This is a genomic window from Streptococcus sp. M334 (assembly GCF_000187745.1).
GTDB lineage: Bacteria > Bacillota > Bacilli > Lactobacillales > Streptococcaceae > Streptococcus.
The window spans coordinates 159,968-186,966 of record NZ_GL732486.1; the positions used below are offsets into that span (position 1 = coordinate 159,968).

Annotated in this window: 24 protein-coding genes and 1 pseudogene; 20 read left to right on the plus strand and 5 right to left on the minus strand. The window is 40.1% G+C overall.

Annotated elements, in window-relative coordinates; translation table 11 throughout:
* Positions 1 to 92 precede the first annotated feature (92 nt).
* Together HMPREF0851_RS05405 and HMPREF0851_RS05410 are read left to right on the plus strand one after the other, a co-directional pair.
* Complete coding sequence (locus HMPREF0851_RS05405; RefSeq protein WP_000601061.1) at positions 93 to 914, plus strand: hypothetical protein; 822 nt, start codon at positions 93 to 95, stop codon at positions 912 to 914.
* Between the two features lie 13 nt (positions 915 to 927).
* Positions 928 to 1,770, plus strand: a complete 843-nt coding sequence (locus HMPREF0851_RS05410; protein ID WP_000862951.1) for an NAD(P)H-hydrate dehydratase — start codon at positions 928 to 930, stop codon at positions 1,768 to 1,770.
* Between the two features lie 311 nt (positions 1,771 to 2,081).
* Here the strand turns inward: HMPREF0851_RS05410 and HMPREF0851_RS16745 are convergent.
* A pseudogene (locus tag HMPREF0851_RS16745) lies at positions 2,082 to 2,210 on the minus strand (IS5/IS1182 family transposase); the annotation flags it as partial.
* 310 nt (positions 2,211 to 2,520) lie between these two features.
* On the opposite strand from HMPREF0851_RS16745, the gene rpiA reads away from it, so the two are divergent.
* The 7 genes from rpiA (at position 2,521) to HMPREF0851_RS05450 (ending at position 11,459) form a co-directional block, all read left to right on the plus strand.
* The gene (gene rpiA / locus HMPREF0851_RS05415; RefSeq protein ID WP_000429272.1) at positions 2,521 to 3,204 is read left to right on the plus strand and encodes a ribose-5-phosphate isomerase RpiA; all 684 of its coding nucleotides are present in this window, start codon (positions 2,521 to 2,523) and stop codon (positions 3,202 to 3,204) included.
* Between the two features lie 23 nt (positions 3,205 to 3,227).
* Entirely contained in the window at positions 3,228 to 4,439 is a 1,212-nt protein-coding gene (locus HMPREF0851_RS05420; RefSeq protein ID WP_000033124.1) for a phosphopentomutase, read from the plus strand.
* 1 nt (position 4,440) lies between these two features.
* A complete protein-coding gene (locus HMPREF0851_RS05425; RefSeq protein WP_009014160.1) occupies positions 4,441 to 5,001 on the plus strand; it encodes a DUF1697 domain-containing protein in 561 nt (186 codons plus the stop codon).
* Positions 4,998 to 5,807, plus strand: a complete 810-nt coding sequence (locus HMPREF0851_RS05430) for a purine-nucleoside phosphorylase (protein WP_000143353.1) — start codon at positions 4,998 to 5,000, stop codon at positions 5,805 to 5,807. The genes HMPREF0851_RS05425 and HMPREF0851_RS05430 overlap by 4 nt, the downstream gene beginning before the upstream one ends.
* A gap of 234 nt (positions 5,808 to 6,041) precedes the next feature.
* On the plus strand, positions 6,042 to 8,771 hold the full coding sequence (locus tag HMPREF0851_RS16680; RefSeq protein ID WP_000690145.1) for a thiol-activated cytolysin C-terminal domain-containing protein: 2,730 nt from the start codon (positions 6,042 to 6,044) through the stop codon (positions 8,769 to 8,771).
* A gap of 913 nt (positions 8,772 to 9,684) precedes the next feature.
* Positions 9,685 to 10,395, plus strand: coding sequence for a purine-nucleoside phosphorylase (gene deoD / locus HMPREF0851_RS05445; RefSeq protein WP_000022098.1), 711 nt, complete (start codon positions 9,685 to 9,687; stop codon positions 10,393 to 10,395).
* Positions 10,396 to 10,730: 335 nt separating this feature from the next.
* Entirely contained in the window at positions 10,731 to 11,459 is a 729-nt protein-coding gene (locus tag HMPREF0851_RS05450; protein WP_000357687.1) for an NAD-dependent protein deacylase, read from the plus strand.
* Positions 11,460 to 11,802: 343 nt separating this feature from the next.
* Here the strand turns inward: HMPREF0851_RS05450 and HMPREF0851_RS05455 are convergent, their stop codons facing one another.
* The 3 genes from HMPREF0851_RS05455 to coaA form a co-directional block, all read right to left on the minus strand.
* Positions 11,803 to 12,318, minus strand: a complete 516-nt coding sequence (locus tag HMPREF0851_RS05455) for a DNA topology modulation protein (RefSeq protein ID WP_000684202.1) — start codon at positions 12,316 to 12,318, stop codon at positions 11,803 to 11,805.
* Between the two features lie 52 nt (positions 12,319 to 12,370).
* Positions 12,371 to 12,607: a 30S ribosomal protein S20 gene (rpsT, locus tag HMPREF0851_RS05460; protein ID WP_001274000.1), complete on the minus strand. Its 237-nt coding sequence runs from the start codon at positions 12,605 to 12,607 to the stop codon at positions 12,371 to 12,373.
* Between the two features lie 67 nt (positions 12,608 to 12,674).
* Entirely contained in the window at positions 12,675 to 13,595 is a 921-nt protein-coding gene (gene coaA / locus HMPREF0851_RS05465; protein WP_000180518.1) for a type I pantothenate kinase, read from the minus strand.
* A 200-nt stretch (positions 13,596 to 13,795) separates the two neighbouring features.
* On the opposite strand from coaA, the gene HMPREF0851_RS05470 reads away from it, so the two are divergent.
* From HMPREF0851_RS05470 to HMPREF0851_RS05510, 9 genes are all read left to right on the plus strand, one after another.
* Positions 13,796 to 14,200 carry a hypothetical protein gene (locus HMPREF0851_RS05470; RefSeq protein WP_000698107.1) on the plus strand — a complete coding sequence of 135 codons (405 nt, stop codon included), beginning with the start codon at positions 13,796 to 13,798 and terminating at the stop codon, positions 14,198 to 14,200.
* 205 nt (positions 14,201 to 14,405) lie between these two features.
* On the plus strand, positions 14,406 to 14,996 hold the full coding sequence (locus HMPREF0851_RS05475; protein ID WP_009014162.1) for a class I SAM-dependent methyltransferase: 591 nt from the start codon (positions 14,406 to 14,408) through the stop codon (positions 14,994 to 14,996).
* Positions 14,993 to 16,270: a pyrimidine-nucleoside phosphorylase gene (locus tag HMPREF0851_RS05480; RefSeq protein ID WP_001202980.1), complete on the plus strand. Its 1,278-nt coding sequence runs from the start codon at positions 14,993 to 14,995 to the stop codon at positions 16,268 to 16,270. The genes HMPREF0851_RS05475 and HMPREF0851_RS05480 overlap by 4 nt, the downstream gene beginning before the upstream one ends.
* A 19-nt stretch (positions 16,271 to 16,289) precedes the next feature.
* Entirely contained in the window at positions 16,290 to 16,952 is a 663-nt protein-coding gene (deoC, locus tag HMPREF0851_RS05485) for a deoxyribose-phosphate aldolase (protein ID WP_000773716.1), read from the plus strand.
* Positions 16,939 to 17,328, plus strand: coding sequence for a cytidine deaminase (locus tag HMPREF0851_RS05490; RefSeq protein ID WP_000246114.1), 390 nt, complete (start codon positions 16,939 to 16,941; stop codon positions 17,326 to 17,328). The genes deoC and HMPREF0851_RS05490 overlap by 14 nt, the downstream gene beginning before the upstream one ends.
* Before the next feature lie 89 nt (positions 17,329 to 17,417).
* The gene (locus HMPREF0851_RS05495) at positions 17,418 to 18,470 is read left to right on the plus strand and encodes a BMP family lipoprotein (RefSeq protein WP_001036136.1); all 1,053 of its coding nucleotides are present in this window, start codon (positions 17,418 to 17,420) and stop codon (positions 18,468 to 18,470) included.
* A gap of 143 nt (positions 18,471 to 18,613) precedes the next feature.
* On the plus strand, positions 18,614 to 20,149 hold the full coding sequence (locus HMPREF0851_RS05500) for an ABC transporter ATP-binding protein (protein ID WP_000929822.1): 1,536 nt from the start codon (positions 18,614 to 18,616) through the stop codon (positions 20,147 to 20,149).
* Complete coding sequence (locus HMPREF0851_RS05505; RefSeq protein ID WP_000038666.1) at positions 20,142 to 21,200, plus strand: ABC transporter permease; 1,059 nt, start codon at positions 20,142 to 20,144, stop codon at positions 21,198 to 21,200. The genes HMPREF0851_RS05500 and HMPREF0851_RS05505 overlap by 8 nt, the downstream gene beginning before the upstream one ends.
* 2 nt (positions 21,201 to 21,202) lie before the next feature.
* Positions 21,203 to 22,159 (plus strand): ABC transporter permease, encoded by a 957-nt coding sequence (locus HMPREF0851_RS05510; protein WP_000029123.1) that lies wholly within the window; start codon positions 21,203 to 21,205, stop codon positions 22,157 to 22,159.
* Positions 22,160 to 22,196: 37 nt separating this feature from the next.
* Here HMPREF0851_RS05510 and plsY read toward each other — a convergent pair whose 3' ends face one another.
* Complete coding sequence (gene plsY / locus HMPREF0851_RS05515; protein ID WP_009014165.1) at positions 22,197 to 22,838, minus strand: glycerol-3-phosphate 1-O-acyltransferase PlsY; 642 nt, start codon at positions 22,836 to 22,838, stop codon at positions 22,197 to 22,199.
* 135 nt (positions 22,839 to 22,973) lie between these two features.
* Between plsY and parE the strand changes: the two genes are divergently transcribed.
* Together parE and HMPREF0851_RS05525 are read left to right on the plus strand one after the other, a co-directional pair.
* Positions 22,974 to 24,917, plus strand: a complete 1,944-nt coding sequence (gene parE / locus HMPREF0851_RS05520) for a DNA topoisomerase IV subunit B (protein ID WP_000037291.1) — start codon at positions 22,974 to 22,976, stop codon at positions 24,915 to 24,917.
* Positions 24,918 to 24,931: 14 nt separating this feature from the next.
* Positions 24,932 to 26,959, plus strand: coding sequence for a class I SAM-dependent DNA methyltransferase (locus HMPREF0851_RS05525; RefSeq protein ID WP_009014166.1), 2,028 nt, complete (start codon positions 24,932 to 24,934; stop codon positions 26,957 to 26,959).
* The last annotated feature ends 40 nt before the right edge of the window (positions 26,960 to 26,999 follow it).

Sequence of the window (26,999 nt, forward strand, 5' to 3'; positions counted from 1 at the left end):
AAATTGTAGAAATGAGTATTAAATTTTAGATATAAGATTACAAAAGGAGGTCTGCGCCTCCTTTTTGTTGTATAATGGAGTGAGGTGATTAGATGATTTTAAAAATTTATAATGGAGAATATAGTTTACAATGGGATGGGATATACTACTTAGCACTAATTGATTATCCAAATATTCAAGAGTGGGAATTAGAAAAAATTGCTAAATTTATAGCTTACGAAAAACTTCATAAACGTCAAACAAGTATTGAGTGTGCTGATTCTTGTTTAAAAAAAGAGATTTTAGATTACATCTATCAGCCTCCCTTTCTGCCACCATTTACGCCTACAGATAAAAGAGTAGCCTCGACTTATGATCTACATAAAAGCTTAGTGACTTCAGACTACTGTAGTCATACTACGACTATAGGTGCAGCGATTTCTATCTTTAAAATAGGTCAGATCTTATCTGCTGTGAAAGCCTTTGGGCGAGATGCTGAGGAGTTGGTTTTGGATAGTCGAAATGCTGCATCGGATCCGATAGATTATTTTGACTATGTCATGTTAGGGTGGTCAAATACAAGTTCTGGTTATCGATTAGCGATGGAGCGTTTGTTAGGACGGGCACCGTCTGAGGAGGAATTGCAAGAAAAGTTCATTCCTGGCGTTAGTTTTCATTTTCTGTATGAAGAATTAATTCAAGCACCAGGTTATATGTTTGATGGCTATCATGTTGCAAAAATTAAGGATATGTTGAATTTATTTAGTGAGTTGTATATTTGCATTATTCCAACTCATAATAAGAGCCAATTTGAAAATATTATTCCAAGTCGATTACTAGATAGGGTGTATTATCTTGACCATGATGGAGAAGGTTTGGAAGAGTGGACTAAAAAAGTGTATCGGATTGTCTTAAAACAATCAGGTAAAGGATAGTTGAGGAAAAAGGATGAAAGTGATTGATAAAAGCTTACTAAAAAAAGTCATTATTGAACGTTCTCGTACCAGTCATAAAGGAGACTATGGTCGCTTGCTTCTGTTAGGTGGAACTTATCCTTATGGTGGTGCCATCATCATGGCTACTTTAGCAGCTGTAAAAAGCGGTGCAGGATTGGTGACAGTTGGAACGGACAGGGAAAATATTCCAGCTCTGCACAGCCATTTACCCGAGGCTATGGCCTTTTCTCTTCAAGACCAGCACTTGTTAAAAGAGCAATTGGAGAAGGCAGAAGTTATCTTGCTAGGGCCTGGTTTAGGAGACGATGCTTTTGGAGAAAATCTAGTAAAACAAGTCTTTGTTAATTTAAGCCAAAATCAGATTTTGATTGTAGACGGAGGAGCCTTGACCATTCTTGCTAGAACAAGTTTGTCGTTGCCATCTAACCAGCTTATCCTAACTCCTCACCAAAAAGAATGGGAAAAACTGTCTGGTATTGCTATTGAAAAGCAAAACAAAGATGCAACGGCTAGTGCCCTAACTTCCTTCCCTCAAGGAACGATTTTAGTGGAGAAAGGTCCAGCTACTCGTATTTGGCAAGTTGGTCAATCTGATTTTTACCAGTTACAGGTTGGCGGTCCCTATCAGGCGACTGGGGGAATGGGAGATACTCTGGCTGGAATGATTGCAGGATTTGTAGGTCAGTTTAAACAAGCCAGTCTCTACGAGCGTGTGGTAGTAGCGACCCATCTTCACTCAGCTATTGCTCAAGAACTAGCTCAAGAACAGTATGTGGTCTTACCAACGGAAATCAGTAATTATCTTCCAGAAGTAATGAAAAATGTCTCAAAATAGGCTGGGCTAGAATTTAATTTGAGTGGGAAATTTAGAAAAATTTTCCAAGATAAAACGCATAATATCAAGTTTTTTGTACTGATAATATGCGTTTTTATAATTTTGAAATTTCTGTGATCTTTTATACTCATTTAAAATGATACTGTACCTTTTTGTTGATAATTCCATAAAAAATATAGCAGATTGGAATAAGATTTAGATAAATCACTTGGTGCATTCAAATTAATTTCTAAAAATGCTTTAGAAGTTAATTTGTACTACTCTAGCTTCAATTTACTATATCTTAGTTCAAGTAGACATCCTGAGGAACGTTAATTACTTTTAAAACCAATCATTTTCATAATCAGATTCATTCTCAATCCAAACCTTTTACTGCAACTTCGATAGGTTGTTGAAAAAATTTTAAAGACCTTTACTTTGCCAAATATGTTCCCTATTTTATTTATGACTCTATTTAATCATTTTTTGTATTACAGGAGGTCAATTATGAGAAAATTTTTGGAAAAATAGTTTAAATGGAAAAAAGAAACGAAAATAATTTTATAATAATGAATGTTCTTGTTTAATTGCTTTTTTATTCATTTTATAAATTTTTAAAAATGATAATAAAGAGTTTCTGAAATGAAAATATTTTCAATCTCATTTTCTTGTTTTAATGTTGCCGAAAATAGAATATTTGATGTTTCCAACTTTTGAATAATAAAGGTAGACATGATATAATGAAAGTAGCTCTCTAATGGAGGTGTTTGAGTGGAAAATCTGAAGAAAATGGCAGGTATCAAGGCTGCTGAGTTTGTCAAGGATGGGATGGTTGTCGGACTGGGAACAGGTTCTACTGCCTATTATTTTGTCGAAGAAATTGGTCGTCGTATCAAGGAAGAAGGCTTGCAGATTACAGCTGTAACGACTTCTAGTGTGACTAGTAAACAGGCTGAAGGGCTTAATATCCCACTCAAGTCTATTGACCAAGTAGACTTTGTTGATGTGACGGTTGACGGGGCGGATGAAGTGGATAGCCAGTTTAATGGAATCAAAGGCGGTGGTGGTGCCCTTCTGATGGAGAAGGTTGTGGCAACGCCCTCAAAAGAATACATTTGGGTGGTAGATGAAAGCAAGCTGGTCGAGAAACTGGGTGCTTTTAAATTGCCAGTAGAAGTGGTTCAGTATGGCGCAGAACAGGTTTTTCGTCGTTTTGAACGTGCTGGCTACAAACCAAGCTTCCGTCAAAAAGACGGTCAACGTTTTGTGACTGATATGCAGAATTTTATCATTGACCTTGCCTTGGATGTCATTGAAGATCCAATTGCTTTCGGACAAGAATTGGACCATGTCGTTGGTGTCGTGGAGCACGGCTTATTCAACCAAATGGTGGATAAGGTCATCGTTGCTGGACAAGATGGAGTTCAGATTTTAACTTCAACAAAATCAAAATAAGCAAAATAATAAGGAGATACACTATGTCAAAATTTAATCGTATTCACTTGGTGGTACTGGATTCTGTAGGAATCGGTGCTGCACCAGATGCCAATAACTTTGTCAATGCAGGGGTTCCAGATGGAGCTTCTGACACACTGGGACACATTTCCAAAACAGTTGGTTTGAATGTGCCAAACATGGCTAAAATCGGGCTAGGAAATATTCCTCGAGAAACTCCTCTTAAGACTGTTCCAGCTGAAAGCAATCCAACAGGATATGCAACAAAATTGGAAGAAGTATCTCTTGGTAAGGATACTATGACTGGACACTGGGAAATCATGGGACTCAACATTACGGAGCCTTTCGATACTTTCTGGAACGGATTCCCAGAAGAAATCCTGACAAAAATCGAAGAATTCTCAGGACGCAAGGTTATTCGTGAAGCTAACAAACCTTACTCAGGAACAGCCGTTATCGATGATTTTGGACCACGTCAGATGGAAACTGGGGAGTTGATTATCTATACTTCAGCTGACCCTGTTTTGCAAATTGCTGCCCACGAAGACATCATTCCTCTGGATGAATTGTACCGTATCTGTGAATACGCTCGTTCGATTACCCTTGAGCGTCCTGCCCTTCTTGGTCGCATCATTGCCCGTCCATATGTTGGTGAGCCAGGTAACTTCACTCGTACAGCAAACCGTCGTGACTTGGCGGTATCCCCATTTACACCAACTGTTTTGGATAAATTGAACGAAGCAGGTATCGATACTTATGCTGTTGGTAAAATCAACGATATCTTTAACGGTGCTGGTATCAACCATGACATGGGCCACAACAAGTCAAACAGCCACGGAATTGATACACTATTGAAGACTATGGGCCTTGCTGAGTTTGAAAAAGGATTCTCATTCACAAACTTGGTTGACTTTGATGCCCTTTATGGTCATCGTCGCAACGCTCACGGTTACCGTGATTGCTTGCATGAGTTCGATGAGCGCTTGCCTGAAATTATCGCAGCTATGAGAGAAAATGACCTTCTCTTGATTACTGCGGACCATGGAAATGACCCAACCTATGCTGGAACTGACCACACTCGTGAATATATTCCACTTTTGGCCTACAGCCCTGCCTTTAAAGGCAATGGTGTCATTCCAGTAGGACATTTTGCAGATATTTCAGCGACTGTTGCGGATAACTTTGGTGTTGAAACTGCCATGATTGGGGAAAGTTTCTTAGATAAATTGGTATAAGATGACGCGATATGCTTTACTTGTTCGGGGCATTAATGTCGGAGGGAAAAATAAGGTTGTCATGGCGCAACTTCGTCAAGAACTGACAGAATTGGGACTGGAAAAGGTTGAGACCTACATCAACAGTGGCAATATTTTCTTTACTTCGACTGTTCCCAAAGTTCGATTGGTTGAAAAGTTAGAGGCTTTCTTTGCAGTCCATTATCCATTTATTCAGAGCTTTTCCTTGCTGAGTCAGGAAGATTATGAAGAAGAAGTGGAGAATCTACCAGCTTGGTGGAATGAAGACTTGGCGCGAAAAGATGTCCTCTTTTACACGGAGGGTTTGGATGTGGAACAAGTCATCGCGACAGTTGAAAGTTTAGAGCTGAAAGATGAGGTGCTTCATTTTGGAAAACTTGGGATTTTCTGGGGGAAATTCTCTGAAGAATCCTACTATGCAACTGCCTATCATAAGTACTTGCTCAAGATGCCCTTTTATCGCAACATCACTATTCGCAATGCTAAAACTTTTGACAAAATCGGTCAAATGCTAAAAAATAATAAAGGAGACACACAATGACATTTTTAGATAAGATCAAGGAAACAGCTGCTTTCCTGAAAGACAAGGGAATACAAGCACCTGAGTTCGGTCTAATCCTTGGATCAGGACTGGGAGAATTGGCAGAAGAAATAGAAAATCCAGTTGTAGTAGACTATGCGGATATTCCAAACTGGGGCCGTTCAACAGTAGTTGGTCACGCTGGTAAATTGGTATACGGTGACCTTGCAGGTCGCAAGGTCTTAGCTCTTCAAGGGCGTTTCCATTTCTACGAAGGAAACCCTCTGGAAGTCGTGACCTTCCCAGTTCGTGTTATGAAGGTTCTAGGATGTGAAGGTGTCATTGTAACCAATGCCGCTGGTGGTATTGGATATGGCCCTGGTACCTTGATGGCTATCTCAGACCATATTAACATGACGGGACAAAACCCATTGATGGGTGAAAATTTGGATGATTTTGGTCCTCGTTTCCCAGATATGTCTAAGGCCTACACACCAGAATACCGTGCTACTGCCCATGAAGTGGCTAAAAAACTTGGTATCAAACTTGATGAAGGTGTCTATATCGGTGTTACTGGTCCGACTTATGAAACACCAGCAGAAATTCGTGCCTATAAGACACTGGGAGCTGATGCAGTTGGTATGTCTACTGTTCCTGAAGTGATTGTGGCAGCCCACTCTGGCTTGAAAGTTCTAGGAATTTCATGTATTACTAACTTTGCGGCTGGTTTCCAAGAAGAACTCAACCACGAGGAAGTTGTAGAAGTAACTGAACGTGTCAAAGGCGATTTCAAAGGCTTGCTGAAAGCGATTCTTGCAGCACTATGAGAAAGAAAAATAAGTGTGAAAACATCTATATAAATTGGAAGATGAATGAAATAATTAACTTCTATATAGAAGTATGATATAAAAATGAATGAGGTTCCTATACTTTTATAAACCTCTTCAAATTCTTGCTAACAAAGTATAAAAACGAAATCGTGATGCTAAAGGAGATTAGCTGATTGGAGAATATTGTTGGTAAAGAGGGTGAAAAAAAATAAAAGAAAGATATATGTATAAATGAAAATCGGTCAACAAATTATGCGTTTTGGCATAAAAAAATTAAGTATCGGAGTTGTATCTGTAGCAGTTGGTTTTGCTTTTTTAGCACCGACAGGAATTTCTGCCAATGAAGGAAATCATGGTCTGAAAAATGAAGGCTCTGTATCAGTAGTAGCAAAGGATATTCCCGTAAAAGAAGGTACTGATAAAAAACAGGAAATATCCATTATAGAGGAGAAAACAACAGCTGCTCAATCAACTTTAGAAACAAAAGAAGTTATTACACATGAGAAAGAAAAAGCAGGAGAAGGATTATATAAAAGAGAATCTGCTGTGCCTCATGAGGAATTGAAGAAAGAGGAAATTCTAAAGGATGAGCCGAAAAATTCTCGTCCAGTAACAGAGGCAGACTTTGTCAAAATTTCTAAAGGTGAACTCCATGTAGAGAAGGATCTTGTAGATAATTCTTTATACGGTGGAAAATTTTTAGATCCTGATGGCGATGATGATCATGATGGAATAAAAAATAAGGATGAATTGTATATTTACAATAAAGATGGGAAAGACTACTTAGGATACCATAGCCATCCATTACTAGCAGATAGTGATGGAGATGGATTAGCAGACGGAGAAGATGATAACAAGAAACAATGGTATGTCACAGATCGTGATTCCCTCCTTTTTATGGAGTTGGCCTATCGTGATGATGATTACATTGACAAAATTCTAGATCATAAAAACCCTTTTCCAAGTCTTTATCTTGATCGTCAAGAATATAAAATGATGCACAATGAGTTAGCCCCATTTTGGAAGATGAAAAAGGCTTATCATACAGCAAGTGGGATGGATGCTTTTTTGTTTGAAACTAAGAGTGATCTTCCTTATTTAAAAGACAATACTGTTCAAATGTTGGCTATACGTGGAACAAGACTGAATGATGCGAAAGATTTAAGTGCAGATTTTGTTTTGTTAGGAGGAAATAAACCAGCGCAAGCAGATGATATTCGTAATGTTGTGAGAGAGCTTGCTTTAGATTCAAGTATTACCAATCTTTATATGACAGGGCATTCTTTAGGAGGCTACTTAGCTCAAATAGCGGCAGTTGAAGCTTATCAGAAATATCCTACTTTTTATAATAATGTTTTGAAAAAAGTTACGACATTTAGCGCTCCTAAAGTAATTACTTCTCGAACTATTTGGAATGCTAAAAATGGTTTCTGGGATGTAGGGTTAGAAAGTCGTAAGTTGGCTTTATCTGGTAAAATAAAACATTATGTGGTCGATAATGATAATGTTGTGACATCTTTGATTCGTAATGATAATGATATTGTAACTTTTACAGGTAACTCTAGTTTCAAGCACCGTTCGCGTGGTTATTTTGAAAGTAGAATGAACGCTATCCCGAATTTTAATATTGGAAAACGTGATACACTTGATAAACAGGGGTATCGTGATCAAAAATTGGACAAAGTTTATTTCTTTAAGAAAAAGGAAGTTCCCCTCTTGTCTACTCAACCTAGTTCAGAATCATTTGAAAACATAGCTCTAGGAAAACGAGTAACTCAAAGTTCGACAGCTTTTGGAGGAGATGCTAGAAGAGCGGTTGATGGGAAATTAGATGGGAATTACGGACATAACTCTGTCACTCATACAGATTTTCAATCAAAACCTTGGTGGCAAGTCGATTTAGACAAGGAAGAAACGATTCGCCAGATTAATATTTACAATCGAACAGATGCTGCTCAAGATAGACTGACTAATTTTAATGTGATTCTTTTGGATAGTTTTGGAAAAGAAATTGAAAGAAAGCGTATTGCATACTTGCGAGATAGTTCCGCTCAGATTTCAATTGATTATAAGAAAGCTCGTTTTGTACGCATTGAGTTAGATGGATATAATGCTCTCAGTCTCGCAGAAGTTCAGGTTTTTCGTGCTGAAAATATTGCTTGGAAAAAACAAGCACGTCAAAGCTCTACCGAGTTTGGAGGAGATGCTAGTCGTGCTCTAGATGGTAATACCAATAGTAATTATAGCCAACAATCTATCACGCATACTAAGTTTGAAAATCAACCTTGGTGGGAAGTTGATTTAGGTCGTACGGAACAGGTTGGGCTTGTCCGACTTTATAATCGTGGGGATGGCGAACTTTCCAAACGTTTGGCAGACTTTGATGTAATTTTATATGATGAAAGAGGGCAAGAAGTTACTCGACAATATGTTTCTCGCTTAGAAGGAAGCAGTTTAGATCTCCAGTTGAATGGTAAACTAGGGCGCCGTGTTCGCATTCAATTGCGTCAAAAAAATCAAGCTCTCAGTCTTGCTGAAGTAGAGGTTTTTCGATTTGTAGCTAAAAATAATGTAACGGCACAAGCTTTTAAGCCTGTACAACTGTTAAACTACACTCCTGTAAAAGATAAAACCCTAACTATCCAACATAGTGGTGCTTATATTGCACGTTATTCAATATCGTGGGAAGAAGTTACAGTAGATAAAAATGGTCAATCAGTTGTCCGAAGTCGTTCTTGGGAAGGGAATGGACGCAATCAGATCGCAGGCTCTATCCTCAATCTCCCAATTAAGTCTAATATGCGTAATCTTCGAATTAAGATTGAGAAAAGAACTGGTCTTTTTTGGAATAGATGGCAAACTATCTATGATAATAGACCAATTCTTGCACAAGCCCATCGAAAAATCACTCACTGGGGAACAACATTGAATTCTAAGGTGAGTGATGACGATGTCTTGTAATCTGATGATACAATGACAGTTAGGTTGTCTAGCTTATAAGGAAAGCATTACCTGAGTTTTAATGGAACTTAGGTAGCTCTCTGTGAAAGAACAAAATTAAAAAAGAAAGGAATTGAATCCACCCTAAAAGCGGTGGGAAAAAGATAGTTGGTCTAGCGAGCATCGCTCACTGCACCCAACTCTTATTTTCCCTTTGCTTTTTGACGGGTTTGGTATCTTTCTGATTATAAATTTTAGAAAAAAGAAAGGATGGGTAAACCGTATTTGCTGAACTGAATACGGGCGGAGAACTGTGTAAAAAAGATAAACTGTCTAGCATCTGAGATGCTTCGTCAGTTTCCTATTTTTACTTTGTTCTCTGTCGCTATCCTAAATATGCAAAAAAGAAAGGTAGAGCGTGTGTTTTGATTTGAACACGAGCGGAAAACTTGGAAAATAGATAATCTGACTGAGAAATCAGGATTTCTCGTCAGATTCCTAATTTTCAGTCGTTTTCTTGTCGCTCTCTAATCTTCATAAAATAAAGAAAGGATGGGTAAACTGTATTCATTGAACTGAATACGGGCGGAGAACTGTGTAAAAAAGATAAACTGTCTAGCATCTGCGATGCTCGTCAGTTTCCTATTTTTACTTTGTTCTCTGTCGCTATCCTAAATATGCAAAAAAGAAAGGTAGAGCGTGTGTTTTGATTTGAACACGAGCGGAAAACTTTTCTAAAAACTCAGAAGAGAAGGAGAGTTCGGGATTGAATTGAATCCGCTCAAATCTTCTTAATATCATCAAAATTAAGAAAGAAAGGAATTGAACCCACCCTAAAAGCAGTGGGAAAAAGATAGTTGGTCTAGCGAGCATCGCTCACTGCACCCAACTCCTATTTTCCCTTTGCTTTTTGACGGGTTTGGTATCTTATATTATGTCTATCCATATTGCTGCTCAGCAGGGTGAAATTGCTGATAAAATTCTTCTTCCTGGGGATCCTCTTCGTGCTAAGTTTATTGCGGAGAACTTCCTTGAAGATGCTGTTTGTTTTAACGAAGTGCGTAACATGTTTGGTTATACTGGTACTTACAAGGGTCACCGTGTATCTGTCATGGGAACTGGGATGGGAATGCCATCTATTTCGATTTATGCGCGTGAGTTGATTGTTGACTACGGTGTGAAGAAATTGATTCGTGTGGGAACTGCGGGTTCTTTGAATGAAGATGTCCACGTTCGTGAATTGGTCTTGGCACAGGCAGCTGCAACTAACTCAAATATCGTCCGTAATGACTGGCCACAGTACGATTTTCCACAAATCGCTAGCTTTGATTTGCTTGATAAGGCCTACCATATCGCTAAAAATCTTGGTATGACAACGCACGTTGGGAACGTTTTGTCATCTGATGTCTTTTATTCAAACTACTTTGAAAAGAACATCGAGCTTGGTAAATGGGGAGTCAAGGCTGTGGAAATGGAAGCAGCGGCACTCTACTATCTGGCAGCCCAGCACCATGTTGATGCTCTTGCTATTATGACTATCTCTGATAGCTTGGTCAATCCAGACGAAGACACAACTGCAGAAGAACGTCAAAACACCTTCACTGATATGATGAAGGTTGGTTTGGAAACATTGATTGAAGACTAAAGGTAGGCTATATTCAGAATGATTTCTCTTGTTCTTAAAATGATAACTATCAACAATGAATCAATCCTGAAATAGGTAAGAATAAGGAAATTGAAGGAAGCCTAATTGTGTCAAAGGATCGAGACTAGTCAGTTTAATATCTAAATCATAATCAAATAAAGTTGGAAGCCAAGTTGACAAGAAGTCAAGGCTTTCAACTTTTTAATACTCTTCGAAAATCAAATTCAAACCACGTCAGCGTCGCCTTACCGTACTCAAGTACAGCTTGCGGCTAGCTTCCTAGTTTGCTTTTTGATTTTCATTGAGTATAACTTGAAAATTCCTAGGAGTACAAAATGGATAAGATTGAACAATTACAAGGTATTATTGATCAAAGTCAGAGAATTGTCTTTTTCGGTGGTGCAGGGGTTTCTACAGAGTCTAATATTCCAGATTTTCGTAGTTCAGATGGTATATATAGTCTGAAACTAGGTCGCCATTTTACTGCCGAGCAACTGGTTTCACGCACTATGTTTGAGCGCTATCCAGAGGATTTTTTTGATTTCTACAAAAAGTATTTGGTCTATCCTGATGCCAAGCCGAATTTAGCACATGATTATCTAGCGTCGTTGGAAAAAACAGATAAATTAAAGGCGATTGTGACGCAAAATATCGATAGTCTCCATGAAATGGCAGGATCTCAGAAAGTTTTGAAACTGCATGGTAGTGCAGATCGTAATTACTGTTTGGGCTGTCATCGCTTTTATGATTTGACTGCCTTTTTGGAACTTGAAGGTCCAGTTCCCTACTGCTTAGATTGTCGCAAGGTGGTCAAACCTGACGTGACCCTTTATGAGGAAGCGCTAGATATGGATGTATTTAGTTGCGCAGCTCGAGCCATTCAGCAAGTAGATTTGTTGATCATTGGTGGAACTTCCTTAGTTGTTTACCCTGCAGCTAGCCTAGTCAATTATTTTTCAGGGTCAAATCTTGTCGTTATCAACAAGTCCAGCACTCCTCAAGACAGCCAAGCTGATTTAGTTATCGAAGGTAAGATTGGAGAAGTTTTTTCTAAATTGAGATAATAACAAACTGAAAGAAGTAGGACTATACTTCCTTCAGTTTTTTTGTATCACGAACTCAGAAACTATGAACAAGATTCTCTTCATTTCTAGGGGAATTTTATTGTTGATTTATAAATTGCTCGAGTTATTTTTAATTGTTGAATAAAAGGAAAAAAGGAAGACTTTCTGGATGAAAAACTTCCTTTTTAGTCAATCAGTACATGCTGACCTTAATAAAATGTTACTCTATCGTCTATTTTTATACTCTTCGAGAATCTCTTCAAACCACGTCAGCTTCCATCTGCAACCTCAAAACGGTGTTTTGAGCAACCTGCGGCTAGCTTTCTAGTTTGCTCTTTGATTTTCATTGAGTATTAAGAGATTGCAAGAAACAATCAATCTCTGCTTGAGAATGGAGAATACGCATCTTTTCTGGGTAAGTATTGTTTAAGTATTGGTATCTATCCTTAGCATTTTTTGTTCGACCATCCCAGAGAATCCAACGGATAAATTCCCAGTTGAATTGCTCGGGACATCCCGCTGCCATACTTTCTCTCACTTTTCCTCTGTATTTTAAATAGCGCTTAAAGGCTCTTAGCAAACAATTCCAAGCAGAGAAGTTTAAAAAGATGATCTGGTCAGCTTGCTCCATTCTTTCCTCATAGCAACACCAAGAGTAGTTGCCATCAATGACCCAGTTTTCGTTTTTGACTAGAAAAGTTTTCATTTCGTTCAGCATCCAGTCGCGGTTACTATCTTGCCAACCAGGTTGAAATTGGAGTGTATCCATGTGAAGTTTTGGGATGGAGTAGTAGAGAGATAACTTTTCAGCTAGCGTTGACTTACCAGCACCAGAATATCCGATAATTGCGATTTTCATTTTCTACCCTTTCCTATTTGGAGACAAAAAAACAGCCTCTATGGACTGTTTCTTATTTAGCAAGTTTAGCTGAAAGACGAGCTTTATCGCGGCTTGCTTTGTTTTTGTGAATCAAACCTTTAGTTTCTGCTTTATCGATAGCTGAGCTAGCAGCACGGAAAAGTTCTTCAGATGGGTTTGCTTCGAAAGCTTTGATAGCAGTACGCATAGCTGATTTTTGAGCTGAGTTCTTTTCGTTTTGTTTAACGTTCAATTCAGCGCGTTTGATAGCTGATTTAATGTTTGCCAATGTTCTTACCTCCATATTTACTAACTATACCATTATATCTGAAAACTTACGTTTTGACAAGGGAAAATTACTTTTTTAAGTAAATTTCATCGATTTCATGGTTCTTTGTTTTATGCAGAATCACTTCTGCACGATTTCTGGTTGGTTCAATATAATTTTGTAGATTTGTGAGATTGATACTAGTCCAGACTTGATGGGCAAAGGATTCCACTTCTCCGATTGGCATTTGAGTAAAAGGATAATAGTAGCTATCAGGGTCGTTTTGGGCTAGGCTCAGGATTTTCAAGAAACGGTCTAGATACCAACTCTCGATGTCATCAACTGAAGCATCAACATAGATGGAAAAGTCAAAGAAGTCAGTAATATAGAGACGCTCGTTTTGTGGATTTTGAAAGACGTTAATCCCCTCGACAATCACAAAGTCAGCAGCTTTTACTCGTTGTTTTGCTTCAGGGACGATGTCATAGACTTCATGAGAGTAGACAGGAATATCCACATCTTGTCCATTTTTAATGCGATCCAAGAAGTTGAGAAGGACTTCCATATCATAGCTTTCAGGAAATCCCTTGCGATTTAAAATCCCTTGCTCAGTCAAGGTCTGGTTGGGATAGAGAAAGCCATCAGTTGTTACCAACTCAACTGTAGCATCTGTAAGCGTACGGGATAGTAGGATTTGAAGTAGGCGACTGGTTGTGGATTTTCCAACGGCAACACTCCCAGAAACCCCAATGATAAAAGGTTGGGATTTGCTTTCACGTTGAAGAAAAATCCCTTTTGAAAAGGCCAAATCATCCTTGGTACGCTTGTAAATCTGGATGAGATGGGCTAGGGGGAGATAGACATCGGTAACATCCTGCAAGCTAATCTGGTCATTAAAACTCTTGATGGATTCTAATTCCTCTTCTGTCAAAGGAGGTGTGGTTTTTCGATGTAAAGATTGCCAAGTCTGGCGGCTTATTTTTTCAAAATGTAAAAATTCGTTGGTCATTTGTTTTCCCCTAGATATTTTGTCTATCATACCATAAAAAGCTAAAAAAATAAAGCGGTTTCTTGATGATAGCAAGCCAATATCGTATAATAGAGATAGATAGAGACTGAACAATTTAATGATGAAGTAGGAGATAGTTTCTGCTGATTTATAAGCTTATAAAGGGGGCATTTTAGTTCACAACTTATAGGAGGTGTACTATGAAAATCTTAAAACGTTACACATTGGAACTTTGTTTTATTTTAAGTTTTGCACTACCTTTTATAAAAGGAGCAAATGCGGATAATGGTAGACGTTTTGTGGAAACCTATTACGGTTTTACTTTTTTGATGGAACATGCCATTGTAACAGCTGTCTTTATCTGTTCGCTCTTGATTGCTTTCTTCCTAAAAAAACGGTGGACGAAATGGCTTGCTGCTGGTAGTTATTTCTTCTTAGTTCTATGGATTGCTACAGAGGGTTATTTCTTCCGCATGTCACTAGAAGATTTGATACGACTTTGGACAAGTTTGGAAATTCTGACACAAACGTATCAGTTGGGCTTTTATCTAAACATCCTATTGGGAATTTTGTTGATAATAAAGTATTTGAAGGTTAAGCAATAGTCATAAAAATGAGCCTAATTATAGATGATAAATTTGTTGTTTTATCCTGATTATGATATTTCTAGTTCTAAATGGCTTATTATTTATAAGTGTTGAAAGAGATTGAAGAAAAGGTCTTCTTGACTAGCTTTCTTCAGTCTTTTTCGTTTTATGATCAATTTGTAAACGATTTACAATTTAAGTCAAATTATGGTAAAATAGTTTCATGAGTAAAATGTATTATGCAGAAAATCCTGACGCTGCTCACGACATTCATGAGTTGAGAGTGGACTTGTTGGGAGAAAAAATGACCTTTTTGACGGATGCGGGTGTTTTTAGCAAAAAAATGATTGACTTTGGCAGTCAACTCTTGCTCAAGTGTCTTGAGGTCAACCAAGGAGAGACTGTCCTTGATGTAGGCTGTGGTTACGGAACTTTGGGCTTGTCTTTAGCTAAGGCTTATGGGGTTCAGGCGACCATGGTTGATATCAATAATCGTGCCTTGGATTTGGCGCGACAAAATGCTGAACGAAATAAAGTAGAAGCGACGATTTTCCAGTCCAACATCTATGAACAAGTTGAAGGGAAATTTGACCATGTGATTTCCAATCCTCCTATCCGTGCGGGCAAGCAAGTGGTTCATGAAATCATTGAGAAAAGTAAGGATTTCTTGGAAACTGGTGGGGATTTGACTATTGTTATCCAGAAAAAACAAGGGGCTCCAAGTGCCAAGTCCAAGATGGAAGATGTGTTTGGTAATTGTGAAATTGTCAAAAAAGATAAGGGATACTATATCCTTAGAAGTGTGAAAGAATGAGAGCAGTTGATTTAATCCAAAAAAAACGAGACGGTCAAGAATTGACTTCGAGTGAAATTGAATGGCTGGTAGAAGGCTATGTGTCAGGAACTGTCCCTGATTATCAGATGTCTGCCTTTGCTATGGCTGTTTATTTCAAAGGAATGACGACTCGAGAAATCTCTGATTTGACTATGAATATGGTTCAGACAGGTCAAGAGTTTGATTTATCCGCTATTGATGGGGTTAAGGTTGACAAGCATTCCACGGGCGGTGTTGGTGACAAGGTGACCTTGATTTTGGCTCCTCTTGTTGCTAGCTTTGGTGTGCCTGTAGCCAAAATGAGTGGTCGTGGTCTCGGCCATACGGGTGGAACAATTGATAAATTGGAGTCCATTAAGGGTTATCAAGTAGAACGTAGTCAAGAGGACTTTATTGGACAGGTGCAGGACATTGGAGTATCTGTCATTGGGCAATCAGACCAGCTGGTCAAAGCAGATAAACTTCTCTATGCCCTCCGTGATGTGACCGCAACTGTCGACACGATTCCTTTGATTGCGAGTTCGGTGATGAGCAAGAAAATCGCGGCAGGAGCGGATGCTATTTTGCTAGACGTGACTGTTGGCGAGGGTGCCTTCATGAAGACGGTTGATGAGGCGCGTGAATTGGCTCAAACCATGGTGGAACTTGGTAAGGCAGTTGGTAGAAAAACGGTAGCAGTGATTACGGATATGAGTCAACCCTTGGGACGAGCGATTGGAAATCGTCTGGAGATCCTTGAAGCACTGGAGATTTTACAAGGTCAAGGTCGTCAGGATATTACCCACTTCATCTGTGAACTGGCTCAAATTATGCTTGGTTTAGCAAATGTAAACAAGACAGTTGAAGAAGTTCGCCAACATCTTGAAAATGGTCAAGCGCTGGCTAAGTTTGAGAAGATGGTCCAAGCCCAAGGTGGAGATTTGGAAGACCTCTATCGTCCTGTAAATGTAGCCCATGTGGTGGAAATCCCTGCTCAGGAAACGGGTGTCATTTCAGCTCTTCCAGCTATGGAATTTGGGCTTTATGCTATGAGACTGGGTGCTGGTCGTGCAGTTAAGTCTGATGCCTTGGACTATGAAACAGGAATTGTTTTTGAAAAGAAAGTTGGAGACTCCGTTCAAAAGGGAGAAATTGTTGCAAAAGTATACACAAATGGAAAAATTTCTCCTCAGCTAGTTACAGATTTTCAAAAATATGTTAAAATAAATGATAGGGTGCAAAGTTTACGAGAAATTATAGAAATTATCTCATAAACCGCAGGAGAATCCGAATATGAAATTAAATAAATATATCGATCATACGCTTTTAAAACAAGATGCAACAGAAAATCAAATTGATTGTTTGTTGTCTGAGGCTAGGGAGTATGATTTTGCCAGTGTTTGCGTCAATCCGACCTGGGTTGAACATGCCCAAAAAGAGCTTGAAGGAACAGATGTCAAGGTCTGCACAGTAGTTGGTTTCCCCTTGGGAGCAACAACTTCAACTGTGAAAGCTTTTGAAACAAAAGAAGCTATCCAAAATGGTGCAGATGAGATTGATATGGTGATCAATGTTGGAGCTCTCAAATCAGGTAATTTATCCTTGGTTGAGTCTGATATTCGCGCAGTAGTAGAAGCAAGTGGTGACAAGTTAGTGAAAGTCATTATTGAAGCTTGCCTGCTGACAGACCAAGAAAAAGTTGTGGCTTGCCAATTGGCTCAAAAAGCTGGAGCTGATTTTGTTAAAACATCTACTGGCTTTTCAACTGGTGGCGCTACGATAGCAGATGTTAGATTAATGCGTGAAACAGTTGGACCTGATATGGGAGTCAAGGCTGCTGGCGGAGCTCGTTCTTATGCAGATGCTCTTGCCTTTGTGGAAGCTGGGGCGACCCGTATTGGAACGTCAGCTGGGGTAGCAATTCTAAAAGGAGAATTGGCTGATGGCGACTACTGAGTTGATTGAACTGGCAATTGAAACCAGCAAGCAAGCCTATGTGCCCTATTCTCATTTTCCAGTCGGAGCTGTTTTAGTGGCGAAAGATGGTAGCATTTATACAGGTGTCAATATCGAAAATGCTAGCTACCCTTTGACCAACTGTGGAGAGCGTACAGCCATTTTTAAAGCAGTTTCCGAAGGTCAAAGAGAGTTTTCAGAATTAATTGTCTATGGACGGACTGAAAAACCAATTTCACCATGTGGTGCTTGTCGCCAAGTGATGGCTGAATTTTTTGAACAAGATTTAAAAGTGACCTTAGTCGCAAAAGATAAATCGACGGTCGAGATGACGGTCGGGGAATTACTTCCATACTCTTTTACAGACTTAAACTAGTCTGAGTCACTCTCTGAGTGGCACGGTCCTTGTGGCCAACCAATCCATACTTGCAACATCGTTGCATATCTTATTTAGGAGGTTCAGTAATGAACAAGAAACAATGGCTAGGCCTTGGTCTAGTTGCAGTGGCAGCAGTTGGACTTGCTGCATGTGGTAACCGCTCTTCTCGTAACGCAGCTTCATCTTCTGATGTGAAGACAAAAGCAGCAATCGTCACTGATACTGGTGGTGTTGATGACAAATCATTCAACCAATCAGCTTGGGAAGGTTTGCAAGACTGGGGTAAAGAACACAATCTTTCAAAAGATAAAGGTTTTACTTACTTCCAATCAACAAGTGAAGCTGACTATGCTAACAACTTGCAACAAGCGGCTGGAAGTTACAACCTAATCTTCGGTGTTGGTTTTGCCCTTCACAATGCGGTTGAAGAAGCAGCGAAAGACCACTCTGATTTGAACTATGTCTTGATTGATGATGTGATTAAAGATCAAAAGAACGTTGCTAGCGTAACATTTGCTGATAACGAGGCTGCTTACCTTGCAGGTGTTGCAGCAGCTAAAACAACTAAAACAAAACAAGTTGGTTTTGTAGGTGGTATTGAGTCTGAAGTTATCTCACGTTTTGCAGCTGGATTTAAAGCTGGTGTTGAGTCGGTAGACCCATCTATCAAAGTTCAAGTAGACTACGCTGGTTCATTTGGTGATGCTGCTAAAGGTAAAACAATTGCAGCAGCACAATACGCAGCTGGTGCAGACGTTGTTTACCAAGCAGCAGGTGGAACAGGTGCTGGTGTCTTTGCAGAAGCAAAATCACTCAACGAAAGCCGTCCTGAGAGTGAAAAAGTTTGGGTTATCGGTGTTGACCGTGACCAAGTAGCAGAAGGTAAATACACTTCTAAAGATGGTAAAGAATCAAACTTTGTTCTTGTATCTACTTTGAAACAAGTTGGTACAACTGTAAAAGATATTGCGAACAAGGCAGAAAAAGGTGAATTCCCTGGCGGTCAAGTGATCGTTTACTCATTGAAAGATAAAGGGGTTGACTTGGCAGTGACAAACCTTTCAGAAGAAGGTAAAAAAGCTGTTGAATCTGCTAAAGCTAAAATCCTTGATGGAAGCGTAAAAGTTCCTGAAAAATAATGGATGGAAGTCATTTCTTAGGAAGCGGCCCTTGGCCGCTTTTTTAAGAGTTGAGACAAAGTCATTTTGTCTCAGTAAAGCTTGCTACTAGACAAATTAGCAAGTTTTATTGAAATAAAATAAGACTCTGAAAGGAAGAGCACATGGCACACGAAAATGTCATTGAGATGCGTGATATTACCAAGGTGTTTGGTGAATTTGTTGCCAACGACAAAATCAACCTGCACCTACGAAAAGGTGAAATTCATGCACTTTTGGGAGAAAATGGGGCTGGTAAGTCCACGCTCATGAACATGTTAGCAGGGCTTCTTGAACCAACCAGTGGTGAAATTGTGGTCAACGGTCAAGTTGTCAATCTCGATTCACCATCAAAAGCGGCTAGCTTGGGAATCGGAATGGTTCACCAGCATTTTATGTTGGTAGAAGCCTTCACAGTGGCTGAAAACATCATTTTAGGTAGTGAATTAACTAAAAATGGTGTGTTAGATATCGCTGGAGCTAGCAAAGAAATCAAGGCTCTTTCTGAACGTTATGGCTTAGCTGTTGATCCTTCTGCTAAAGTGGCAGACATCTCAGTTGGAGCCCAACAACGTGTAGAAATTTTAAAAACCCTTTATCGGGGGGCTGATATCCTTATCTTTGACGAACCAACGGCTGTCTTGACTCCATCAGAAATTGATGAGTTGATGGCTATTATGAAAAATCTTGTCAAAGAAGGAAAATCAATTATCTTGATTACCCACAAGTTGGACGAGATTCGCGCAGTTTCTGACCGCGTTACAGTTATCCGTCGTGGGAAATCAATTGAAACCGTCGAAATTGCAGGGGCTACCAATGCTGATTTGGCAGAAATGATGGTAGGTCGTTCTGTTTCCTTTAAAACAGAGAAGCAAGCCTCTCAACCCAAAGAAGTGGTCTTGTCTATTAAAGACTTGGTGGTCAATGAAAACCGCGGTGTTCCAGCTGTGAAAAATCTGTCCTTGGATGTTCGTGCTGGAGAGATTGTTGGTATTGCAGGGATTGATGGAAATGGTCAGTCTGAACTGATTCAAGCCATTACAGGTCTTCGCAAGGTTGAATCTGGTAGCATCGAGCTAAAAGGAGATTCAATTGTAGGATTACACCCACGTCAGATTACAGAGTTGAGTGTTGGGCACGTTCCAGAAGACCGTCATCGTGATGGTTTGATTTTGGAAATGATGATTTCTGAAAATATTGCCCTTCAAACCTACTATAAAGAACCACATAGTAAAAATGGAATTTTGAACTATGCGAATATTACTTCTTATGCTAAAAAGCTAATGAAAGAATTTGATGTTCGTGCTGCTAGTGAGTTTGTTCCTGCAGCTGCACTCTCAGGAGGAAATCAACAAAAAGCAATTATTGCTCGTGAAATTGATCGAGATCCTGATCTCCTTATCGTCAGCCAGCCAACTCGTGGGTTGGATGTCGGTGCCATTGAATATATCCACAAGCGCTTGATTGAAGAGCGTGATAATGGCAAGGCTGTCCTTGTTGTCAGCTTTGAATTGGATGAGATTTTAAACGTCTCAGACAGGATTGCTGTTATCCACGATGGTAAGATTCAAGGTATTGTAGCACCAGAAACAACCAATAAACAAGAACTTGGTGTCTTGATGGCTGGTGGAAACTTGGGAAAGGAGAAGAGTGATGTCTAAAAAATTACAACAAATTTCGGTTCCCTTGATTTCTGTATTCCTAGGAATTTTACTTGGAGCCATTGTCATGTGGATCTTTGGTTATGATGCTATTTGGGGCTACGAAGAATTGTTCTATACAGCCTTTGGTAGCCTGCGTGGGATTGGAGAAATCTTCCGTGCTATGGGTCCTTTGGTCTTGATTGGTCTTGGTTTTGCTGTTGCCAGTCGCGCTGGTTTCTTTAACGTTGGGCTTCCTGGTCAGGCTTTGGCAGGTTGGATTCTCAGTGGTTGGTTTGCCCTGTCGCATCCAGATATGCCCCGTCCCTTGATGATTTTAGCAACCATCGTGATTGCCTTGATTGCTGGTGGGATTGTCGGTGCGATTCCAGGTATTCTTAGAGCCTATCTAGGGACGTCAGAGGTTATCGTAACCATTATGATGAACTACATCGTATTGTATGTAGGGAATGCCTTTATCCATGCCTTCCCTAAAGACTTTATGCAAAGTACAGATTCAACCATTCGTGTTGGGGCTAATGCAACCTATCAGACACCTTGGTTGGCTGAGTTGACTGGTAACTCGCGGATGAATATTGGTATTTTCTTTGCAATCATTGCAGTTGCAGTTATTTGGTTCATGCTCAAGAAAACAACTCTTGGTTTTGAAATTCGTGCGGTTGGTCTCAATCCCCACGCATCAGAATACGCTGGTATTTCTGCCAAGCGGACTATCATCCTCTCAATGATTATTTCAGGTTCCTTGGCAGGTCTTGGTGGAGCTGTTGAAGGACTTGGAACCTTCCAGAACGTCTATGTTCAAGGGGCATCATTAGCTGTCGGGTTTAACGGGATGGCGGTTAGTCTGCTTGCGGCCAACTCACCAATTGGTATTCTCTTTGCAGCCTTCCTATTTGGTGTTCTCCAAGTTGGAGCCCCTGGTATGAATGCGGCGCAGGTACCGTCTGAGCTTGTCAGCATTGTAACAGCGTCTATTATCTTCTTTGTCAGTGTTCATTACCTTATCGAACGCTTTGTCAAACCGAAAAAACAAGTTAAAGGAGGTAAGTAAAGATGTCTATTACAACCTTGCTCACCCTCTTGGTGTCTTCTATGTTGATTTACTCAGCACCCCTCATCTTTACAAGTATCGGTGGTGTTTTCTCTGAACGTGGTGGTGTGGTAAACGTCGGCCTTGAAGGAATTATGGTTATGGGAGCCTTTTCTGGAGTTGTCTTTAACCTTGAATTTGCAGAACAATTTGGAGCAGCAACTCCATGGCTATCCTTGCTTGTAGCAGGATTGGTTGGAGGCCTCTTCTCTATCATCCACGCAGCAGCAACGGTTCATTTCCGTGCAGACCATGTTGTCAGCGGTACGGTATTGAACTTAATGGCGCCAGCCTTGGCAGTTTTCTTGGTGAAAGTGCTTTATAACAAAGGACAAACCGACAACTTAAGTCAGACTTTTGGACGCTTTGATTTCCCAGTTTTGGCAAATATCCCAGTTATCGGAGATATCTTCTTCAAGTCAACTAGTCTGCTTGGTTATCTGGCCATTGCCTTCTCATTCCTTGCTTGGTTTATCCTCTTCAAAACTCGCTTTGGTCTTCGTCTCCGCTCTGTCGGTGAACATCCTCAAGCAGCGGATACCTTGGGAATCAATGTCTACAAGATGAGATATTTTGGAGTTATTATTTCAGGTTTCCTAGGTGGAATTGGTGGAGCGATTTATGCTCAATCAATCTCAGTTAACTTCTCAGTGACAACTATTGTTGGACCTGGATTTATCGCCCTTGCTGCGATGATTTTCGGAAAATGGAATCCAATCGGAGCCATGCTATCTAGTCTCTTCTTTGGGCTTTCACAAAGTTTGGCTGTTATCGGTTCTCAATTGCCATTCCTACAAGGAGTGCCTGCGGTTTACCTTCAAATCGCACCTTATATTTTGACCATTCTTGTCTTGGCAGCCTTCTTTGGAAAAGCAGTTGCACCAAAAGCAGATGGTATTAACTATATCAAATCAAAATAAGCATACAAAAAACGTCAGTTCTGTTCAAACTGACGTTTTATTTTTTAGGATGTTGGTGAGTTAAGTTCAATCCCCAAGGGACCAAATTTTCAGTTTTATTTTTGATACGTGTGATATTATCCTTATGTCGAATGATAATCAAACTAGCGAGTGCTAGGATAATAGCGATGAAGAGAGGGTCATAGTTGCTCAGGATAAAACCAACAAGTGGAAAGAGTAGAACCCCGATAACAGCTGCGATAGATGCGGTGACACTAGAGAGTGAAATCATACTACCAAGATAGAGGGTTCCAAAGAAAACAACTGCAAGGTAGAGACAGAAGACAGGCGCAAATCCGAAAATCACTCCAGCGCTAGTTGCGACAGCCTTGCCACCCTTAAATCCTGCAAAAATTGGAAAGGTATGGCCAATAACAGCCAAAAGTCCAAAGATGAGAGGAGAAACGCCTTGCAGATGAAACATAATCGGAAGAAGCGTTGCTAGGGTTCCTTTGAAAAAATCAATCACAAAGGTTGCCATTCCCGCTTTTTTTCCTAAAATGCGGAAGGTATTGGTCGTTCCAGTGTTACCAGAACCATGTTCGCGCAGATTGATTTGAAAAAATACTTGTCCAATCCAGAGACCAGACGGAATCGAACCCAGCAGATAGGCTAGGATTAATAAAACTATTGTAATCATACTACTATTATATCATGAAATGGAAAAGAAAGGCATAGAATCTCTTCTGAAATTGTCACACCGGAGAAAGAAAAATTTTGCAAAATCCTTGGAAAACCTGTAGAATAGTAAAGATGAACGAATAGGAGGTTCCTTGTGTCAAAAAAGGAAATCAATATTAATAATTATAATGATGATGCCATTCAGGTGCTAGAAGGGTTGGATGCGGTCCGAAAACGTCCAGGGATGTATATCGGATCGACCGATGGAGCTGGTCTCCACCACCTAGTCTGGGAAATCGTCGATAATGCTGTCGATGAGGCCTTGTCTGGATTTGGTGATCGTATTGATGTGACTATCAATAAAGATGGTAGTTTGACTGTACAAGACCATGGTCGTGGGATGCCGACAGGTATGCACGCTATGGGAATTCCAACCGTTGAGGTTATCTTTACCATTCTCCACGCTGGAGGAAAATTCGGTCAAGGAGGATACAAGACATCGGGTGGACTTCACGGGGTAGGGTCTTCCGTTGTAAACGCCCTATCAAGCTGGTTGGAAGTTGAAATTACTCGTGATGGTGAAGTTTACAAGCAACGTTTTGAAAATGGTGGCAAACCTGTTACGACTTTGAAGAAAATCGGTACAGCGCCCAAGTCTAAAACAGGTACTAAAGTTACTTTTATGCCTGATGCGACGATTTTTTCTACGATAGACTTTAAGTACAATACCATTTCAGAGCGCCTTAATGAATCAGCTTTTCTCTTAAAAAATGTGACCTTATCTCTGACTGACAAACGAACAGATGAAGCGATTGAGTTCCACTATGAGAATGGAGTACAAGACTTTGTTTCTTACCTCAACGAAGACAAGGAAATCTTGACGCCAGTCCTTTACTTTGAAGGTGAAGACAACGGTTTCCAAGTGGAAGTAGCGCTTCAGTACAATGATGGATTTTCAGATAACATTCTGTCCTTTGTAAATAACGTTCGCACAAAGGATGGAGGGACGCACGAGACAGGACTCAAGTCTGCCATTACCAAGGTCATGAATGACTACGCGCGTAAGACAGGTCTTCTCAAGGAAAAAGATAAAAACCTTGAAGGGTCAGACTATCGTGAGGGACTAGCGGCCGTTCTTTCTATCTTGGTTCCTGAAGAACACTTGCAGTTTGAAGGGCAGACTAAGGATAAACTTGGAAGTCCCCTAGCACGTCCCGTTGTAGATGGGATTGTGGCTGATAAGTTGACCTTCTTCCTTATGGAAAATGGGGAACTGGCTTCCAATCTCATTCGCAAGGCTATCAAGGCGCGTGATGCTCGCGAGGCGGCACGTAAGGCGCGTGATGAGAGTCGAAATGGTAAGAAGAACAAGAAGGACAAGGGCTTGTTGTCTGGGAAATTGACCCCAGCCCAGTCTAAGAATCCAGCTAAGAATGAACTCTATCTAGTCGAGGGGGACTCTGCCGGCGGTTCTGCCAAGCAAGGCCGTGACCGTAAGTTTCAGGCTATCTTGCCTCTTCGTGGTAAGGTTATCAATACAGCTAAAGCCAAGATGGCGGATATCCTCAAAAATGAGGAAATCAACACTATGATTTATACCATTGGTGCGGGTGTTGGGGCAGACTTCTCTATTGAAGATGCCAACTATGACAAGATCATTATCATGACCGATGCCGATACTGATGGTGCCCATATCCAGACCTTGCTCTTGACATTTTTCTACCGTTACATGCGTCCGCTAGTCGAAGCAGGACATGTCTATATTGCCCTCCCACCTCTCTATAAGATGTCCAAAGGAAAAGGCAAGAAAGAAGAAGTGGCCTATGCTTGGACGGACGGAGAGCTAGAAGAACTCCGCAAGCAGTTCGGTAAAGGCGCTACTCTCCAACGATATAAAGGACTTGGTGAGATGAATGCGGACCAGCTCTGGGAAACAACCATGAACCCAGAAACTCGTACCCTCATCCGTGTTACGATTGAAGACCTAGCACGCGCCGAACGCCGTGTCAATGTCCTCATGGGTGACAAGGTCGAACCACGCCGTAAGTGGATTGAAGACAATGTCAAGTTTACGCTAGAAGAAGCGACAGTGTTTTAATGAAAGAAAATAATATGTTAGTAAACTGGAAATTAGAGTCGGATGTGAATGACTATGTGAAAAAGCAGTTTGAAAATCTTGGTTTGAAAAAATTACAGGATTATAATGAAGAATCTGCGATGAGTGCTTATCTCAAAGAGGCGCTTAAGGGGGCGGCTAAGACGCAAACTAAGACTAATTTTGGAAAACCAGATTTTCATATTGAAAAATACAAACAAGTTCCTATCTTGATTGAAAACAAACTCAAATTATCTAAGCTAGTTGCTCAAACAAAGGACGGTATTAAGTTTGATGATAAATCAATTAGTGATTTTGCAGTGAATGGGGCTTTGCATTATGCGAGGGCAGTTATTGATAGTGGTAAATATCATGAAGCCGTCGCAGTTGGTGTTGCAGGAGATAACGAAGAAAATGTGACTATCAAAGTTTATTATGTCTTTGGTTCTGCTCCTAATGCCTATAAAGAGCTATCAAAGGTAACGACTTTTGATTTTTTGGAAAATGAGTCCACCTTTGAGACATTCTACAAAGATGCTATTTTGAGCGAAGAAGAAAAACACCAAATTCTGATTGATAGTCAAGCGACCTTGCAAGGCTATGCTAAAAAGCTCAATAAATTGATGCACAACCATAATATCACAGCTCCTCAACGGGTGCTTTATGTGTCTGGTATGCTATTATCTATGCAGGATATCGTAGATTGTAAAGGCAACAAGGTTGATGAGGGCTTAATACCTGATGATTTAAAGGGTGTACAGTCTGAAACCAAGCGTGATGGTAAGAAAGTAGTTGATCAAATCAAGGCTTTCCTAGATGAACGTGAAATCAATGAAGACAAGAAAACTCTCATGTTAGCTTCTTTTGGAGAAATTTCCAAAGATAGCCAGCGTGATGAGTTGACTACCAATGATAAAGAAGTAGCACAACTTCTCCCTCAAAAGGAAAACTCTGTTACCAAGCAAATCTTCACTTTTATCTATGAGAATATTTTCAAATCCATTGATGGTTTTGGGGGACATATCGATATTATGGGGGAGATGTACTCCGAATTTCTCAAGTATGCTTTGGGAGATGGAAAAGAAATTGGTATTGTCCTGACCCCTCCTTATGTTACCAAAATGATGGCGCAAATTCTGGGGATAACAAGTGAGAGCAAGGTTATGGATTTGGCGACTGGTTCGGCTGGTTTCCTCATTTCAGCTATGGAGTTGATGATAGATCATGCAAATGCCAGTTTTGGGAAGGGGACTTCTCGAGCCAACGAGGAGATTGCGAATCTCAAGAAAGATAATCTGCTAGGAATAGAACTTAATGCAGAGATGTATACATTAGCGACAACCAATATGATTCTTCGTGGAGATGGGTCTAGTCGAATTGAAAAAGGTTCGGCCTTCAATCGTCCTGAGAGTCTGTTTATGGATTTTAAAGCCAATCGTGTCTTGCTGAATCCACCTTTCTCTTATGAAGAAAATGGTCTACCTTTTATAGCCTATGGTTTGGATAAGATGGAGTGTGGCGGTCTTGGTGCTATTATCATTCAAGATAGTGCTGGTTCTGGTAAGGCGATAAAGACAGCTCAAGCTATTTTGAAAAAGCATACCCTGCTTGCTTCTATCAAAATGCCTGTTGACCTTTTTATTCCCATGGCAGGGGTCCAGACTTCTATCTATATTTTTAAGGCACATGAGGCACACGATTACGACCAGACAGTTAAATTTATTGATTTTAGAAATGACGGTTTTAAACGTGCTAAGCGAGGGATTTCAGAGGTTGATAATCCTATCCAACGATACCAAGATGTAATTAAAATTTATAAGGCTGGCAAGAGGGCAGAGGTAAGTAAAGAACTGTGGGATTTGGATGCTATCTTTATAGAGGACTTTATCACTGACAAGGGTAACGATTGGAATTTCGAACAGCACCAGAACATTGATACAAAACCAACCTTGGACGATTTTAAAAAGACTGTTGCTGACTACCTAGCTTGGGAAGTAGAACAACTCCTGAAGAGTAAGGGAGAAGATAGCTCAAAAAAAGCCTAAGCCCCAGACTCGCAAAGTTAGAGGATGACTTTGTCAAAGC